21 protein-coding genes are annotated in these 14,555 nt (G+C 64.0%); 6 read left to right on the plus strand and 15 right to left on the minus strand.

What is annotated here, in order from left to right; translation table 11 throughout:
• The first annotated feature begins 50 nt into the window (after positions 1 to 50).
• A complete protein-coding gene (locus ACP7BL_RS02370; protein WP_137903190.1) occupies positions 51 to 1,001 on the plus strand; it encodes a cation diffusion facilitator family transporter in 951 nt (316 codons plus the stop codon).
• Between the two features lie 13 nt (positions 1,002 to 1,014).
• Here ACP7BL_RS02370 and ACP7BL_RS02375 read toward each other — a convergent pair whose 3' ends face one another.
• Entirely contained in the window at positions 1,015 to 1,203 is a 189-nt protein-coding gene (locus tag ACP7BL_RS02375; protein ID WP_341202819.1) for a hypothetical protein, read from the minus strand.
• A 99-nt stretch (positions 1,204 to 1,302) separates the two neighbouring features.
• The gene (locus ACP7BL_RS02380; protein ID WP_426257525.1) at positions 1,303 to 2,319 is read right to left on the minus strand and encodes a polyprenyl synthetase family protein; all 1,017 of its coding nucleotides are present in this window, start codon (positions 2,317 to 2,319) and stop codon (positions 1,303 to 1,305) included.
• A gap of 107 nt (positions 2,320 to 2,426) precedes the next feature.
• On the opposite strand from ACP7BL_RS02380, the gene ACP7BL_RS02385 reads away from it, so the two are divergent.
• Positions 2,427 to 2,717, plus strand: a complete 291-nt coding sequence (locus tag ACP7BL_RS02385; RefSeq protein ID WP_081988603.1) for a chorismate mutase — start codon at positions 2,427 to 2,429, stop codon at positions 2,715 to 2,717.
• Here ACP7BL_RS02385 and ACP7BL_RS02390 read toward each other — a convergent pair.
• From ACP7BL_RS02390 to ACP7BL_RS02410, 5 genes are all read right to left on the minus strand, one after another.
• Entirely contained in the window at positions 2,714 to 3,931 is a 1,218-nt protein-coding gene (locus ACP7BL_RS02390) for a histidine-type phosphatase (RefSeq protein WP_426257526.1), read from the minus strand. The two genes, ACP7BL_RS02385 and ACP7BL_RS02390, sit on opposite strands and share 4 nt — an antisense overlap.
• A 77-nt stretch (positions 3,932 to 4,008) precedes the next feature.
• Positions 4,009 to 5,310, minus strand: a complete 1,302-nt coding sequence (locus ACP7BL_RS02395; protein ID WP_426257527.1) for a sensor histidine kinase — start codon at positions 5,308 to 5,310, stop codon at positions 4,009 to 4,011.
• Between the two features lie 259 nt (positions 5,311 to 5,569).
• Complete coding sequence (locus tag ACP7BL_RS02400; RefSeq protein WP_126848232.1) at positions 5,570 to 5,992, minus strand: flagellar protein FlgN; 423 nt, start codon at positions 5,990 to 5,992, stop codon at positions 5,570 to 5,572.
• Positions 5,982 to 6,284 carry a rod-binding protein gene (locus ACP7BL_RS02405; RefSeq protein WP_126848234.1) on the minus strand — a complete coding sequence of 101 codons (303 nt, stop codon included), beginning with the start codon at positions 6,282 to 6,284 and terminating at the stop codon, positions 5,982 to 5,984. Before ACP7BL_RS02405 ends, ACP7BL_RS02400 begins: the two co-directional genes overlap by 11 nt.
• Positions 6,281 to 7,417: a flagellar basal body P-ring protein FlgI gene (locus tag ACP7BL_RS02410; RefSeq protein WP_033963633.1), complete on the minus strand. Its 1,137-nt coding sequence runs from the start codon at positions 7,415 to 7,417 to the stop codon at positions 6,281 to 6,283. Before ACP7BL_RS02410 ends, ACP7BL_RS02405 begins: the two co-directional genes overlap by 4 nt.
• Before the next feature lie 53 nt (positions 7,418 to 7,470).
• Here ACP7BL_RS02410 and ACP7BL_RS02415 point away from each other — a divergent pair, with 53 nt between their 5' ends.
• The gene (locus ACP7BL_RS02415; protein WP_033963634.1) at positions 7,471 to 7,887 is read left to right on the plus strand and encodes a flagellar assembly protein FliX; all 417 of its coding nucleotides are present in this window, start codon (positions 7,471 to 7,473) and stop codon (positions 7,885 to 7,887) included.
• A gap of 3 nt (positions 7,888 to 7,890) precedes the next feature.
• On the opposite strand, the gene flhB is transcribed toward ACP7BL_RS02415, so the two are convergent.
• Genes flhB through flgC form a run of 5 tightly spaced genes read right to left on the minus strand, consistent with a single transcriptional unit; the run spans position 7,891 to position 10,758 of the window.
• Positions 7,891 to 8,949, minus strand: a complete 1,059-nt coding sequence (flhB, locus tag ACP7BL_RS02420) for a flagellar biosynthesis protein FlhB (protein WP_126848239.1) — start codon at positions 8,947 to 8,949, stop codon at positions 7,891 to 7,893.
• A 3-nt stretch (positions 8,950 to 8,952) separates the two neighbouring features.
• Positions 8,953 to 9,738 carry a flagellar biosynthetic protein FliR gene (gene fliR, locus ACP7BL_RS02425; protein WP_426257528.1) on the minus strand — a complete coding sequence of 262 codons (786 nt, stop codon included), beginning with the start codon at positions 9,736 to 9,738 and terminating at the stop codon, positions 8,953 to 8,955.
• Positions 9,739 to 9,742: 4 nt separating this feature from the next.
• Entirely contained in the window at positions 9,743 to 10,006 is a 264-nt protein-coding gene (locus ACP7BL_RS02430) for a flagellar biosynthetic protein FliQ (protein ID WP_010404691.1), read from the minus strand.
• 11 nt (positions 10,007 to 10,017) lie between these two features.
• Entirely contained in the window at positions 10,018 to 10,338 is a 321-nt protein-coding gene (fliE, locus tag ACP7BL_RS02435) for a flagellar hook-basal body complex protein FliE (protein ID WP_010404689.1), read from the minus strand.
• A 12-nt stretch (positions 10,339 to 10,350) separates the two neighbouring features.
• A complete protein-coding gene (gene flgC, locus ACP7BL_RS02440) occupies positions 10,351 to 10,758 on the minus strand; it encodes a flagellar basal body rod protein FlgC (protein WP_033963734.1) in 408 nt (135 codons plus the stop codon).
• Positions 10,759 to 10,870: 112 nt separating this feature from the next.
• Between flgC and ACP7BL_RS02445 the strand changes: the two genes are divergently transcribed.
• Genes ACP7BL_RS02445 through fliP form a run of 3 tightly spaced genes read left to right on the plus strand, consistent with a single transcriptional unit; the run spans position 10,871 to position 12,520 of the window.
• Positions 10,871 to 11,107, plus strand: a complete 237-nt coding sequence (locus tag ACP7BL_RS02445) for a FliM/FliN family flagellar motor switch protein (protein ID WP_033963637.1) — start codon at positions 10,871 to 10,873, stop codon at positions 11,105 to 11,107.
• Entirely contained in the window at positions 11,107 to 11,760 is a 654-nt protein-coding gene (locus ACP7BL_RS02450) for a flagellar biosynthetic protein FliO (RefSeq protein WP_426257529.1), read from the plus strand. The genes ACP7BL_RS02445 and ACP7BL_RS02450 overlap by 1 nt, the downstream gene beginning before the upstream one ends.
• Entirely contained in the window at positions 11,753 to 12,520 is a 768-nt protein-coding gene (fliP, locus tag ACP7BL_RS02455; RefSeq protein WP_426257530.1) for a flagellar type III secretion system pore protein FliP, read from the plus strand. The genes ACP7BL_RS02450 and fliP overlap by 8 nt, the downstream gene beginning before the upstream one ends.
• A gap of 41 nt (positions 12,521 to 12,561) precedes the next feature.
• On the opposite strand, the gene ACP7BL_RS02460 is transcribed toward fliP, so the two are convergent.
• The 3 genes from ACP7BL_RS02460 to ACP7BL_RS02470 are packed head-to-tail and all read right to left on the minus strand — an operon-like array spanning position 12,562 to position 14,554.
• On the minus strand, positions 12,562 to 13,203 hold the full coding sequence (locus ACP7BL_RS02460) for a PilZ domain-containing protein (RefSeq protein ID WP_299106085.1): 642 nt from the start codon (positions 13,201 to 13,203) through the stop codon (positions 12,562 to 12,564).
• Between the two features lie 54 nt (positions 13,204 to 13,257).
• Positions 13,258 to 13,710, minus strand: coding sequence for a hypothetical protein (locus tag ACP7BL_RS02465; RefSeq protein ID WP_209612101.1), 453 nt, complete (start codon positions 13,708 to 13,710; stop codon positions 13,258 to 13,260).
• Between the two features lie 13 nt (positions 13,711 to 13,723).
• Entirely contained in the window at positions 13,724 to 14,554 is an 831-nt protein-coding gene (locus ACP7BL_RS02470; protein WP_299106075.1) for a flagellar motor protein MotB, read from the minus strand.
• Position 14,555: the final 1 nt, after the last annotated feature.

A 14,555-nucleotide genomic window follows, 5' to 3' on the forward strand; every position in this document is an offset into this window, starting at 1 on the left:
ATCTCACGGATTTGAAATGCTAGGCCCGCGCTAGGACATTGGAGACCGACATGGCGGGGCATAGCCATTCCCACGGGCACGGCGATCATCACGGGCATTCGCACGGCCACGGCCACAGCCACGCGCCGGTGGCGGGTCACGATCGCGCGTTCGCGATCGGTATCGGGCTGAACCTCGCCTTTGTCGTCGGCGAGGCGGCGTTTGGCCTGATCGCGGGCTCGGTCGCGCTGTTGGCGGATGCCGGGCATAACCTTTCCGATGTGCTCGGCCTGTGCGCGGCGTGGGCGGCAATTGCCCTAGGACGGCGCGCGGCATCGAAGCGCTTCACCTATGGGCTGAAGGGCTCGACCATTCTGGCGGCCTTGCTCAACGCACTGCTATTGTTGGTCGCGCTCGGCGCGATCCTGCTCGAGGCGGTGCAGCGGCTGGCGATGCCCGCGCCGGTGGACGGGCCGACGGTGGCGTGGGTCGCCGGAGCCGGGATCCTGGTCAATGGTGCGACCGCGCTGCTGTTCCTGCGCGGTCGTGAGGGCGATATCAACATTCGCGGTGCCTATCTCCACATGGCGAGCGATGCGATGGTATCGGCCGGGGTGGTCGTGTCGGGGCTGGTAATCTGGTGGACCGGGCTGACCTGGATCGATCCTGTGGTCAGCATCGTCATCGCGGTGCTGATTTTCCTGCAAACCTGGGGCCTGCTGCGCGAATCGGTCGAGATGGCGCTGGCGGCGGTGCCGCGCAGCATCGATTCGGACAAGGTGTGGGACGCACTGCGCGCGCTGCCAGGCGTCGCGCGTGTCCACCACGTTCATATCTGGCCGATGAGCACGACTGAGACCGTGCTGACCGCGCATCTGGTGATACCGGCGGGCCATCCGGGCGACGCCTTCCTGGATACGACGCGCGCTATGCTCAAGGGCCGTTTCGGCATCGGCCATGCGACGTTGCAGGTGGAATTGTCCGGCGCTGAAGCAGGCGATGCCGAGGTGCGTGGCTGCTAGACGTCTCCGACGGTCAATGCCGCCATGCCGCCGTTATGGCATCAAACAGCGTGACGCCCGCCAGCGGGCCGACCAACAGCATCACCAGGTTGAAACCGATAATCCACGCTGCGATGCTTTCCCGACGCGGGTTTGGCGTCGGTGCGGGCTTGGCTTCCCAGCGCTCAGGCGGCGGCCAGCCATTTTGGAAATCGACGAACATCTCCGACGCTCCTGCAGTCCGGCACTGAAGGTACCGGAAAGGAGGCGGTGCGACAAATGCGGATCGGCGACAACGGAGCCGAATCGCCGTGACTGACGCTCAATAGGCGCGTGCGATCGCGAACTCGACGGCTTCGACCATCGCATCCTTGGCTTTGCCATTGCCAAAGATGCCGAGCGCGTCGATCGCGCGTTGCCCGTAATGCCGCGCGCGCGCCAGCGTGTCGTCAACTGCGTGGGTCGAGCGCACCAGATCGATCGCTCGCACGAAATCCTCGTCGCGGTTACGATGGCCCTCGATTGCCGCCTTCCAGAACGCCCGGTCTTCGGCACCGCCGCGGGCATAAGCAAGGATGACGGGGAGCGTCGCCTTGCCTTCGCGAAAATCGTCGCCCGCGTCTTTGCCCATCGTGCCTGCGTCGGACACGTAATCGATTGCGTCATCGACCAGTTGGAACGCGATGCCGAGATTGCGGCCATAAGCGTCGAGCGCGAGTTCTTCCGCCTCGGGGCGCTCCGCCACCACCGCCGCGACCCGGCACGCCGCAGCGAACAAGGCGGCGGTCTTTGCACCGATGATATCGAGATAGCGTTCCTCGGGGATGTCGACTCGGCGCGCGGCGGTAAGCTGGTTGACTTCGCCCTCGGCGATGATCGCGCTCGCGCCCGCCAGGATCGACAGCACCTTGAGCGAGCCGTCTTCCACCATCAGCTCGAACGAGCGGCTGAACAGGAAGTCGCCGACCAAAACGCTGGCGGGGTTGCCCCAGATCAGATTGGCGGTGCGCTTTCCCCGGCGCAGATCCGACCCGTCGACGACATCGTCGTGCAGCAGCGTGGCGGTGTGAATGAACTCGACAGCGGCGGCCAACCGGTGGTGGCGCGAGCCGAGATAGCCCAGCAAGCGCGCGCTCGCGAGCGTCAGCATCGGGCGCATACGTTTGCCGCCGCCCGCGATGAGATGACCGGCAAGTTCCGGGATCAGCGGGATTTCCGACTGCATCCGCGACAGGATCACCGCGTTGACCAGATTCAGGTCACCCGCGACGAGTTGCACCATGGGCTCCAGCGAGGGCTGGGCACGCGAAGGGTCAATGCGGAGAATGGTGGCGCTCATCTGCGCTGCGATGTGGCGGCGTGGCGCGCTAAAGGCAAGTCTTTCTCGGGTTGCGCCAAGCCGCCAGCGCACGCAAAAGAGCGCTGACGCGCGATGAGGAGTGGACGGTGACCGACGAAACGCTGAACGGATACCGCCAGAGCATCGACAATATCGATGCCGCCCTCGTCTTTTTGCTCGCCGAACGCTTCAAGACCACGCAGGCGGTCGGTCGCTATAAGGCCGAGGCTGGTTTGCCGCCTGCCGATCCGGGTCGTGAAGAAGCACAGATCGCGCGGTTGCGAGGCCTTGCCCATGATGCGAATCTCGATCCCGATTTCAGCGAGAAGTTCCTCCGCTTCATCATCGACGAGGTCATTCGTCATCACGAGCGCGTCCGCGTTACGGATACACGTTAACCACGAAGCTTTGCCAGAAAATCGGACAGCGTGCACAGGCCATCGATGCCGCGTGCCTTGCAGCCCGCAATTGGTAATACTTTGTGATAGGGTGTCTTGGCCGTCGCCGCGCGCAACTCGGACAGCGATTGGGCGCGATAGCTGGCGCGGACATAATGGTTGCCCTTGCCGTCGGTCAGCCGTTCCAATTGGATGGCCCCACCTGGTACGGGATCATCCGCTGCAATCCCGGGGACGTTCCAGTGCAGGCCTAGCACTCCGGCAAGATTGGCGACGTTCGTATCGTGACCAGCAATCAACGCCACTTTCGGGGCGGTGGGGGCTTCATCGGTAAGCCAGGTCGCGATGCGCGGCGACAGACCGGCCAGATTGCGCGTCGCGATATAAGGTGGTCGCGCCAGCAGCCGGAATTCGAGCGCATGGAAGGCTCCGAAAGCCGCGATGTCGGAAGCGGTGGCGCGGCCCCAGCCGACTTCGTTTGCCGGTTTGCCTTCCGCATATTCCAACAGGAGAATCTGCGCTGCGGTCGACGCACGGTCGAGTGCGCCGCCGAGCTTGGGCCGTGAGGTGGCCGTAGCCGGGCGGATGGTGGTCGGCTCGCGCGCCACGCCGCAAGTCGCGGTCGCGGATCCGCACAACACGCGGTCCAGGCGAATCAGCAGCGGTTTCATGCCGCGCTCGGTCGTGGCGATCCCGCGCGGTCCCACCGCCGCGTCGATGGCGGCGGCGGCGCGCGCAGGGTCAAGCGGGGCCTGCCCGCTCTCGATTGGGTTGAACATCGGATCGGGCTCGTCCTGCGGACGATGTTCTATGGTGAGGGAGCAGCCAGGGGCGACGCCCTTGGCATAGCTTGCTGCGGTCGCGATGGTGCGTTGGTCGCTGTCGGCAAGGAGCGCGATGCGGGTGGGGCAGTCGGTCAAGGGCAGCAGCCCCGCTTTAATAAAGCCAATCCGGTCGAAATCGGCCACCGCCACGATCGCGCTGGCACCGTGTTCGGTCAACCAACCGGGCTTGACGCTCCAAGTCGGCCAAGCGGCGGCGGCGGTACCGATCGGCATCGGCTGTGCTTTGGTGGGCGGGCGGATGCCGTGCCGCATCATCAGGACGACGCGATCAACCTGTAACGGGTCAGCTGGCGCTCCGGCAGTCAGCGCGACACCCGCCAGCATTGCGGCCAGCGCGGCCAACGTTCGTCCGGTTCGTGAAGTGCGCATGCGACCATCTCCTTCGGACGCTATGCCGCACAATTATGACAGCATGGCAATCCCTGAAGGGGGGATCTGGGCTGCTTTCATTGGCCCGGCAGCGTGAAGTAGACTGCCGCGCCGCCCTGGGCGGTGTTTTCGGCGCGGATCGTACCGTGATGCGCAGCTACGATGGCTCGGCATACCGATAAGCCGATGCCTAGACCGCCTGTGGTTGAGGTCGCCCGCTGATGGAAACGCGCACTATCGGCCTCCGGATCGAAGCCGGGACCATTGTCGATTACGCCGATCTCAACCGTGCCGTCCTGTGTCCGGCGACAGGAAACGGTAATGGTCGGTGACGCGACGCCGCGCAAAGCGGTCGCCGCGTTACGCAGCAAATTCGTCATCACCTGGGTGATCTGCACACCGTCTCCGACGAGCGCGGTGACGCTGGGGTCGATATCATAAATCATCGCGGGCGCGGCACCATCGTGATCGGCGAGCGCAAGTTCGAGCGAGTCCGACAGCACTTCACAAAGGTTGGCATGCTCGTTCGCGACCGTTCCGGTTTCGACCAATTGGCGTGCCTTGGCGATGATCTGAGCCGATCGGGTAATCTGGGTCCGGGCCTGTACGAGGCGACGCAGGATGTCGGCGTCTCCCAGCCCGCCGAGCGCCATTTCGGCGGAGGCGATATAGTTTGCGGCGGCGGTGAGCGGCTGCGTCATTTCATGGGCAAGCGTTGAAGCGACAGCGGATGTATCCGACAAGCGCGATAAAGTGGCGATGCGATCGACGAGCCGCGTTTGTTCGACGGCAAGCGCATCGCGAGCACAGGTCGTCTCCCACAGGGTCAGCTCGGTACGCAGACGGTTTTTGGCGATGGCGACGAAGCTGCAGATTGCACGCAGGAACTGCACTTCGGCGCGACTGAATGGCATCGTCGCCTTGCGGCCAAAGCCGAGGGTGCCAAGCAAGGTATCACCCTGCATCAGCGGCGTCCCGACATAAGCGGCGAGCCCGATTGCGCGGGCATAAGCGAGCCGCGCGTCCTTTGAGCCGCGAACCCGATTGAAAACATGCGGCGCGCGATCCGCAGCCACCAGCCCGCACGGACCTTGACCGAGGGCAAGATGGGAAGCCGCTCCGCTTTGCGTCGGGGTCAGGCCGCCATGTTCTTCGAGGATGAGGCCATTCCTGCCATCGTAACGATAGCAGAAATACACACTCAGGTTCAGCTTGACGCGGACTGACTCAAAAAGGGCGTTCAGCATCGACGACGTATCGGAGGCGCAAAGAATTCGTGCGGCGCAATCCGCCAAGAGTCCCAGATAAGGACTAACGCCATCATCATTCGAAGGAATGATACCGTTGTCATATAACCGTAAGGCGCTGCTGGATCGCATCGATATTTCCTCTCTGCGATCCCGGATGCCACGGTTTTATAACAATAAAAAGCGGCGAATGCCGCGTTGGCATCGTCTTATAGTATGAAAATTGGCCGATTTGGCCCGAATTTTTCGAGGAGCCTTGGTTGGATGTCGCTTTTATACAATTTATCCGGTCACATCGTGGAAACAAAACGCGTGTTCGAACGTACGCGCGAAGATCGGGATGTGAGTCGGTCTTGCGGTGTCGACAGACCGACCCCGCTCGGAAATTGCGCTAGAGGCGTGCGTTGATCGAGATCGGCGCGGGCAAGTCGATCCGCATCATGTCGCCTGACGCGCCATAGGTAGAACTTCGTTTTCCCGTAGCGCGCTGTGCTTCTGCTGCGATCGCGCGCATCAAGTCGCTCGAAAACGCGATCTGCCGCTCCAAAATCTGCGCGTTGACGATCGAGGCGTCGCGTAAATGCCCGAAGACAAGCGCCATTTCGGCACGCTGTTCCTCGGACAGGGCATCGGCCCAATCGGGAGTTTCGCGCTCCCGCTTCGTAACTTCGGCCTCGATTTGTCCAGCCAACCGCAATTTCGCCGCGACGAGTTCTGCCAAGCCCTGCAAGCGGCCGCTTCGGGTCAGCGCCTCGCTCTCCTGCTCCATCAAGTGCGAGAGCGACGTCACAAGATCGATCAGGTCATCGTCCATTGTCAGCATTTTCCTGCATTTTTAGAATTTGAGCGAGCACCGCCGGGGCAAGGCCGACGCCGCCCTTTTGGGCAATTGCAGTCCCGAGCTTTTCAGCGAGAACACCGCGAAACATTTCCTCGCCATGCCCCCCGGAAAACTCGCCGGTCTGCACGCTTTCGAACATCAATTGCGTCATCTGTCCGAGGAACACCGCCTCAAAGGACTGGGCGGTGGCCTTTTGCGCGGGCGTTGCGGCCTTGGCGGGTGCCGCGCCGACGGTCGCAGCAGGAGTCGGGATTTCGATCGTCATTGGACCTCAATGTCGGCCTGGAGCGCGCCTGCACTCTTCACCGCCTGCAAAATGGTGATGAGGTCACGAGGGGAAACGCCGAGCGCGTTCAACCCGCTGACCAGCGTCTTGAGCGATGCGCCTCCGCCGATCAGCGCGAGATGGGCGTCGTTACCGTCGTTGACCGATACCTGCGTGCGCGGGACGACCGTCGTCTGGCCGCTGGAAAGCGGACCCGGCTGCGACACTTGCGGAGTTTCGGTGACGCTGATGGTCAGCCCACCCTGCGCCACCGCGACCGAGCTTATCCGTACGTCCGCGCCCATTACGACGGTGCCGGACGCTTCGTTGATGACGATCCGCGCCGGCTGATCGACATCGACGTCGATCGTCTCGATCTGTGTCATCAGATCGACGACCGAACCCTGAAAGCCTCCGCGCGGCGCGATTTCGACGGTGGCGGGGTCGAGCATCTCGGCCGTCCCCGAGAAACGGCCGTTGATCGCGGTCACGATTCGCTGCGCCGTCGTAAAGTCGGGGTTTTTCAGTGCGAGCTTCAGACTGGTCGCGGTGCGTAGCGCAAACGGCACCTCGCGCTCGACGATCGCGCCGCCGGCGATCCGTGCCGAGGTGGAAACACCGCGGCTGATGCTGGCGGCGGCCCCTTGCGCCTTGAAGCCCGAAACTGCCACCGGGCCCTGTGCGACGGCGTAGATTTCCCCATCAAGCGCGCGCAGCGACGAAGCGATCAGCGTGCCGCCCTGCAGGCTCGAAGCATCGCCAAGCGCCGCAACTTGCACGTCGATGCTGGAGCCAGTGCGCGAAAAGGGCGGCATCGACGCGGTGATCGACACGGCCGCCACGTTCTGCGTCTTCATGTCCGACCCACGGATGTTGACGCCCATGCGTTCGAGCATCGCCTGCATCGATTCCTCGGTGAAGGGCGAATTGCGCATCCGGTCGCCGGTGCCGGCCAGGCCGACGACGAGGCCATATCCGACCAGTTGGTTGGGCCGGACATTCTCGACATTGACGATATCCTTGATCCGCGTTCGCGCGATGCCGGGCGAGACGCAACCGAGCACAACCGCAAGCGTCGCGGACGCGCGCAGCCCTTGTCGGATAAAGCGGCGAATTCGTGGAAAAGATCTCATGAATCTCTTATAGGATAGGTATGGCCGATGACGGTCTGGAGGTGTAAGTTTCGGTGCGGATCGATGCCCTGACAGTGCCGGTGACACGGACCCTGCTCTTGGGCGCGTTGCCCAAGGCGGCGGCGCAGTTCGCCGCGCAGGAATTGCATCCCCACGCCGTGCAGGCACCGACCCCCGCACCGACCGCGCCGGCGATGCCAAGCGTTGAAATGCTGGTTACGCTGGCGATGAACGAAGCGCCGATCGAGCGCCGCCGCCGGATTGCCCGCGACGCGAGCCGTGGCCTCGACATGCTCGAGCGGCTGCACCAGGAGTTGCTGGTCGGTGTTGCGGCACCGACGCGCTTGCGCGAGATCGTCGAGTGGGCGCAAACGACCGAGCAACCCGAAGATCCGGTGCTGGCGCAGATCTTCCACGACATTGACGTCCGCGTTCGCGTCGAACTGGCGAAGCACGACATCGAGGTGTAAGGCTCAGCGCCCGCGGGCGAGGCGCAAAACGTAGCTGATGATTTCGGCGACTGCGGCAAAATGCTCGGTCGGGATCGGGCGATCCAGTTCCGCGCTGGCGTAGAGCGCGCGCGCGAGCGCGACATTCTCGACGATCGGCACGCCATTGGCGGTCGCGATCTCGCGGATCTTGGCGGCGATCGCGTCGACGCCCTTGGCCACCACAATCGGCGCGGCCATAGCGCCGTGATCATATTTCAGCGCAACCGCATAATGGGTCGGATTGGTTATGATCACGCTGGCATCGGGCACGGCGGACATCATCCGGCTGCGCGCGCGCTGCATCTGGATCGCGCGGATCTTGCTCTTGATCAGCGGGTCGCCATCCTGTTCCTTATGCTCGTCCTTAATCTCCTGCAGCGACATTTTCATGCGGTTGGTGAACGACCAGCGCTGATAGACGAAATCGAAAATGGCGAGCGCGGCGACCAGGATCGCCACCGCCTTGATCATGGCGAGCACGACCCCGACTGCGGCGGCGGTGACCGCAGCCGGATCGGCACCGACCAACTGGTCCAGGCCGACAATCTTGGGCCAGATGACATTGGTCGCAATCACGATAACGCCGGTCATTTTGGCGAGCGTCTTGCCGAACTCGATCAGCGCGCGCGGGCCGAACATGCGGCCTAGGCCCGAAAACGGGTTGAGCTTCGACCATTGCGGCTTGAGCCGGGCGAGCGCGAAGCTTGGTCGCCCCTGCAACACACCGCCAAGCAGCGCGAACACGAACAACACGCCCAGCAACGGTGCCACCGCCAGGCCGACCGCACCGAGAAGACCGATTGCGAAATTTTCGGCCCCTTGCGGATTGAACAGATAATCGTCCGCGCCGCCCCACAACCGCACGAAGATGACGCCGAGCTGTTGCACCGTATAGGTGCCCATACCGCCGACCACGACGATGGCGGCGGCGAACATGGCCGCGTGCTTCATCTCGGGCGACGACGGCATGTCGCCCTTGGCACGCGCGTCGGCGAGCTTCTTTTCGGTGGGATCGAAGGTTTTCTGGTCGTTGTCGGCCACGCTTTAGTTCCAGCTTGTCTGCATATAGGCGGCCATCGCCTGCGCGAAGCCGGTCAGCAGTCCGCCCAGCGTCATCGCCATCACCGCCAGGCCGAGCAGGATGTTGAGCGGCTGGACGATGAAGAAGAGCTGGATCGCAGGCGCTATCCGCGTCGACAGGCCGAGCGCCACGTTGAACACGATGCCGTAGACCAGCAAAGGTGCCGACAAGCCGATGCCCAAGGTCATCGCGCGTGCCACCGCGTCAAGCGCGGCGCGCAGGAAATCATGCGCCGGTGGCATGCCGCCGATCGGGAAGGTGCGATAGGATTCGACGATCGCGCCGATCCAGAGATGATGGACGTGCAACGACATGCACACCACGGCAGCGGCGACGGTCACGAACTTGGACAGCAACGCCGCCTGGCCGCCTTGCGAGGCATCATAGAGCAGCGCCGATGACAGGCCGATTTGCGAGCTGATGATCGATCCCGCCATCGACACCGCGCTGAACACGATCTTGACCAGCGCGCCGATGGCGAGCCCGGTGATCAGTTCTGCCAGCAGTACCGCCGGCAGCGCCCCGCCTGCGGCGGCCGCCGTGCGCATCAACGGTGCCAGCACGCCCCACAGGCCGATGCTCATGCCCAGCGCGATCAGCAAGCGAATCCGCCCGGGCACCGCATCCTCGGAGAAGACCGGCAGCAGCATCAACACCGTGCCGACGCGCGCAAACAGAATCAGGAATGCAGTCGCCTGCACATCGAGATGCGACAGGTCGAACGATGGCGGGGCGAGGGCGGCTGGCACTCCGTTAACCGGCGATGATCATGCTGCTGATCCGCGCCATGAAATCGGACAGTGCGCCGCCGATCATCGGCAGGCACAGCAGCATCACCACGCCCATGGCGATGATCTTGGGGACGAAGGTCAGCGTCATTTCCTGGATCTGGGTCAGCGCCTGCAACAGGCCGATCGCGACGCCGACGATCAACGAGGTGATCAGCAGCGGTCCGACGATCGTCATCACCAGAATCAAGGAAGCGCGGGCAAGCTCCATCGCGGCGAGCGCATCCATTGGCGTGCGCCTCAGATCTGCATGCGCATGATGTCGGAATAGGCGTTCACGACGCGATCGCGCACCGCGACCATGGTGTCGAGCGCGGTTTCGGCCGATCCGATCGCGGTCACCACGTCGATCAGGTCGCCCTTGCCCGCGACTTGCTTGGCCGAGGCGCTTTCGGCGGCGCGCAATTGCGTCGAGGTGTCGGTGATCATCGCCTCTACCATGCCGCCAAAGCCGCCCGATGCGCCGGGCGCGGTTTCCTTGGTCGAGCCGGTCTTGAGCGGGCTGCCAAGGCCAAGGGTACGGCCATAAGCCGAGGTCGCGTCGAGAGATCCGATGGACATTGTCGCTCTTCCTTATTTCAGCAAATCGATGGTGCGCATCGTCAGGTTCTTGGCCGCTTCGATGGCGTTGAGGTCGGCTTCGTAGGACCGCTGCGCGTCCTTCATGTCGGCGGCCTCGAGCAGGGGATTGACGTTGGGTTTCAGGACATAGCCTTGCGCGTCGGCGGCCGGGCTGCCGGGCATGTAGACCTTGGTGAAGGCGGTCTTGTCGGCGTCGACACTGGAAATCTTGACGGCGGTGCCGCCATTGGCCCGGTCGACTTCGGCCTGAAAGCTGACGACCCGCCGACGATAGGGATCGCCACCGGCGGTGCGCGCGACCGAGTCCTGGTTGGCGAGATTTTCCGCGATCACCCGCATCCGCAGCGACTGCGCGCGCAAACCCGATGCCGATACTGCCAACGATGTCTTGAGATCCATGAGGTCGCTCCACCGGCTCCGTGCCGTCACCCCTCCTTCATAGGCAATTATTGCCTAGCCAGACCGTCAATGCGGAAAAATAATCCTATAACTCGGGGGAAGGAGCCGTGCATTGTCCATCCTCGAAGATATCGAAGTCGAGCTGTCGATCGTTCTGGGCTCGGCCCAGGTTCAGATCCGCCAGATCCTGCAAATGAGCCGCGGCGCGATGATCCCGCTCGATTGCGGGCAGGACGACCCGACTTTGGTGTTCGTCAATGGCGAGCTGATCGCCAAGGGCCGGATCCTGGTCAACAGCGAGGAGATGTCGCTGGAAGTGACCGAAATCACGCGCAAGAGCCGCAACTGATGGATGTGCTGTCGCTGCTGCGCACGATGGGGGCGCTCGGGGTCGTGCTTGGCTTGCTCGGCGGAGCGCTGTGGGTGGTGCGGCGCTACAATATCGCCTTGCCGGGTCGCGTTACGCTCGGTCGCGGGCGGCGGCTGGAAGTGGTCGAGCGAGTCACGCTCGACGGCAAACGCTCGCTCGCTTTGGTGCGGCGCGACGGGTGCGAACATCTCATCCTGATCGGCCCGGATGGGCAGATGGTGGTCGAAAGCGGAATCCTGCCGTCTGTCCCGGCCGACGTCGCGGCTACTGTTGTCGCCGCGACAGCGGATGTGGCCGAAAGCGCTGAAACGCTAACCTCGGAACTGGCAGCGCCCGAACCCGTAGCCCCGGCACCGGAGCCCGCGCTTGGAAGCACCGCAGAGGCCACCGTCGATCAGGCGACCGCGCCGGAACCCGAAACCGAGTTGCGCACCGCCCTGACGTTGCTGCTCGACCATCTCCAGTCGCGGCGCGACAAAGCGGCCTTGATCCAGGCCTCGCTTTCGTCGGCGCGCGAACCGTCTGCACCCGTCTCGCCGGTCACTTCGGTTTCGTCCACGCCGCGTCGTTCTGTGGCGGCATTGTTCGACCATCTGACCGAGCAGCATCATCAGGCGAACGTCGTTGCGTAAGTCGGTCCTGTTCGCGCTCGCCGCAGGCGCGCTGTTGATCCCCTTCGCCGCGCACGCCCAGGCTGCATTGGCTCCGTCTGCAGTGGGCGCGTCCGCCCTGGGCTTGCCCGGTGCTGGCGCGGGCGGATCGGTTTCGGGCCGGGCGATTCAACTGGTGCTGATGCTGACGGTGCTGAGCCTTGCGCCCGGCATCCTGATGACGGTCACCAGCTTCACGCGTATCGTCGTCGCGCTGTCGCTGTTGCGCACCGGCATCGGCGCGCAGGGCGTGCCGCCCAATCCGGTGATCATCAGCCTGGCGATGTTCCTGTCCTTCTTCGTGATGGCCCCGACCTTCGAAAAGGCGTGGGAGCAGGGGATCAAGCCCTACACCGCCGGCAAGATCGCCGAGGAGCAAGCCTTCACCGCGACCGCCGAGCCGTTCCGGCAGTTCATGCTGAAGCAAGTGCGCGATGATGACCTGAAGCTGTTCATCGACATGGCGCATGCCAAGCCGACCGCGCGCAAGGATGTCGCGCTGACGACGCTGACCCCGGCCTTCATGATTTCCGAACTGCGCCGCTCGTTCGAGATCGGCTTTCTGCTGCTGCTGCCGTTCCTCGTCATCGATCTGGCGGTGGCGGCGGTGCTGATGGCGATGGGCATGATGATGCTGCCCCCACCGACCATCGCCATGCCGATGAAGATCATCTTCTTCGTGCTTGTCGATGGCTGGGCGCTGGTCGCTGGCTCGCTGGTCAAGAGCTTCGGGACGACGTGAACCGGCATCCCACCCCCGCTGCGGCGGGGGTGGGGCGGGGCTTAATTATTGTGGCTTGCGCCTGCGAGCCATGCCGACAGCTCGGCATAAGAAATCAAATCGATGAACGCGACACCGACATGCAGGTCGTTGCGCCAACGCACCGAACAGGCGCGCGGGGACAGGCCCGCGATGGTAAGCGTAACGGGAGCGCCGAGCGGAATGTCGCTCGAGAGTGTCAGCCGCGCACCGCTTTGCGACAGGTTCTCGACCGTTACCGGGCAAGACCGGCCGAGGCTGCTCAACCGGCCTGGCGCGGCGACGGCGAAGCGCGGGGCCCGCCCGACCGCGGGAACATGGCCCTTGGCCTTCACCACCTGCGGCCGCAACGTGCTGGCCACATCGATTTCGCGGTCGAGCTGGATGCCGACACGGCCTTCGTCGGCCCACACGACGGTGGCCGACAAACGCTCGCCCGAGCGGAGTTCGATCACCACCGTGTCGTCGCGGGTGAGCGGTTGACCGGTCTCGACCAACATGCCGGTGGTCGACACGTTGCGTAAGCGGCACAGCGCTTCCTTGCCCGGGCCGAGCTCCAGCTTCGCCGCTATCAGCGTCGTAACCGTGCGCTGCGCGCGCGGCTGGAATCCCTCCTTAGGGTTGATGGGGGGATCGGCCGGAAAGTGACGTTCGATAGGGGCCATGATCGCCTCTCGCTAAAAAGAGTATTCCTCTTTTTATAGGATGATAGTCCCCCCTCAGGCGGGCTCGGCGCGCGTTATTGCGATGCGCTTGACCGTGCCGGCACCGAAGGCCTCGGTCGAGGCGGCGCGCACGACGTCGCGGAAGCCGCCGATATTGGCGAGCAGCCCGTCAGGCCCCGTCGCAAGCGGGGTCCGCCAGGTGCGCATGTTGATTGCGTGGAGCATCAGCGGCAGCTTCGACGTGACGGTCTCGGCCTTGTCGCCCGCCACCTCCAGCGACACGTCGAAATTGACGTAACCGGCCAGTCGACCGTCTGGAAAGACCAGCGGCGCCAGGATTTTGGCGCTGGAGACGAAGCTGCGCGGCGGTTCTGCGGCGGGGGTCGCGGCCGCCTTGGGCTCGCCGCCGCCCGGTTTGGCGAACAACAGCACCGCGCCATAGCCAGCGCCGCCGCCGATCGCGACGCCGAGGATGAGCAGCAACAAAAGGGAGAGCACGCGTTTCACGAACCGGATCTCCTTAGAATTTGAAGCTGGCGTCGCTTGGCAGCGCCGATTGCTGGCCCATCACCACGACGGTGATGCGCCGGTTTTCCGGGCGATCGGGTTGTTCGGGATAGACTGGCTGGCTCGCCCCCAGCGCGACGATCTCGGCGAAGCGATCGGGCGTCATGCCCGCCGCGATCAGCGCCGATCGTGCGGCGAGCGCGCGCGCGCCCGAGAGCTGCCAGTTCGCGTCGCTTTGGCCGCCGGTGCCGTCCGTATGCCCTTCGATCGCCAGTTGTGCCGAAGAGCGGGACAGTTTTTCGGCAAGCTTGCCAAGCACTACGCGCGCATACGGGTTGAGCTCCGCCGTGCCGGCGCGAAACATGGACTGTCGGTCATTGTCCATCAGCGTGATGCGAAGGCCGTCGCGAGCCACTGCCAGAGTGACGTTCTTCTGGCCGTCATTGGCTTGCGGCACGCTGTCGATCGCGATCTGCAATTCGGCGGCGACAACGCGTTGCGACGCATCGGGCACATTGGCGGTGCCGCCGCGCGCCGGGCCGGCTGCCGCAATTTCGGTCGAAGTCCTGCCTTTGGAGCGGCTGCCCGCCCCCGATCCTGGTGCGCCGCCTTGCGGGCCTGTGCCGCTGGCGCTGCTGGGCGGGGACGGCGTGAAATATTCGGCCAGGCCCTTCAGCTTCGCTTTGTCGGGGCTCGACAGCAGCCACAGCAGCATGAAGAACGCCATCATCGCGGTCACGAAATCGGCATAAGCCACTTTCCACGCCCCGCCATGATGGCCGCCAGCGATCTTCTTGACCCGTTTGATGATGATCGGGCGATCATTGGCCGCTTTGCCAGCCATG

It is taken from the genome of Sphingomonas sp. DC1600-2 (genome assembly GCF_049897605.1).
GTDB lineage: Bacteria > Pseudomonadota > Alphaproteobacteria > Sphingomonadales > Sphingomonadaceae > Sphingomonas.

Coding starts and splice junctions, on each gene's coding strand:
- ACP7BL_RS02390 (WP_426257526.1), bottom strand. CDS start 3,931: ATGCGCACTTCACGAACCGGACGAACGTTGGCCGCGCTGGCCGCAATG.
- ACP7BL_RS02375 (WP_341202819.1), bottom strand. CDS start 1,203: ATGTTCGTCGATTTCCAAAATGGCTGGCCGCCGCCTGAGCGCTGGGAA.
- ACP7BL_RS02470 (WP_299106075.1), bottom strand. CDS start 14,554: ATGGCTGGCAAAGCGGCCAATGATCGCCCGATCATCATCAAACGGGTC.
- ACP7BL_RS02460 (WP_299106085.1), bottom strand. CDS start 13,203: ATGGCCCCTATCGAACGTCACTTTCCGGCCGATCCCCCCATCAACCCT.
- fliE (WP_010404689.1), bottom strand. CDS start 10,338: ATGTCCATCGGATCTCTCGACGCGACCTCGGCTTATGGCCGTACCCTT.
- ACP7BL_RS02395 (WP_426257527.1), bottom strand. CDS start 5,310: ATGCGATCCAGCAGCGCCTTACGGTTATATGACAACGGTATCATTCCT.
- ACP7BL_RS02400 (WP_126848232.1), bottom strand. CDS start 5,992: ATGGACGATGACCTGATCGATCTTGTGACGTCGCTCTCGCACTTGATG.
- flgC (WP_033963734.1), bottom strand. CDS start 10,758: ATGGATCTCAAGACATCGTTGGCAGTATCGGCATCGGGTTTGCGCGCG.
- ACP7BL_RS02405 (WP_126848234.1), bottom strand. CDS start 6,284: ATGACGATCGAAATCCCGACTCCTGCTGCGACCGTCGGCGCGGCACCC.
- ACP7BL_RS02370 (WP_137903190.1), top strand. CDS start 51: ATGGCGGGGCATAGCCATTCCCACGGGCACGGCGATCATCACGGGCAT.
- ACP7BL_RS02430 (WP_010404691.1), bottom strand. CDS start 10,006: ATGGATGCGCTCGCCGCGATGGAGCTTGCCCGCGCTTCCTTGATTCTG.
- ACP7BL_RS02450 (WP_426257529.1), top strand. CDS start 11,107: ATGGATGTGCTGTCGCTGCTGCGCACGATGGGGGCGCTCGGGGTCGTG.
- ACP7BL_RS02410 (WP_033963633.1), bottom strand. CDS start 7,417: ATGAGATCTTTTCCACGAATTCGCCGCTTTATCCGACAAGGGCTGCGC.
- ACP7BL_RS02380 (WP_426257525.1), bottom strand. CDS start 2,319: ATGAGCGCCACCATTCTCCGCATTGACCCTTCGCGTGCCCAGCCCTCG.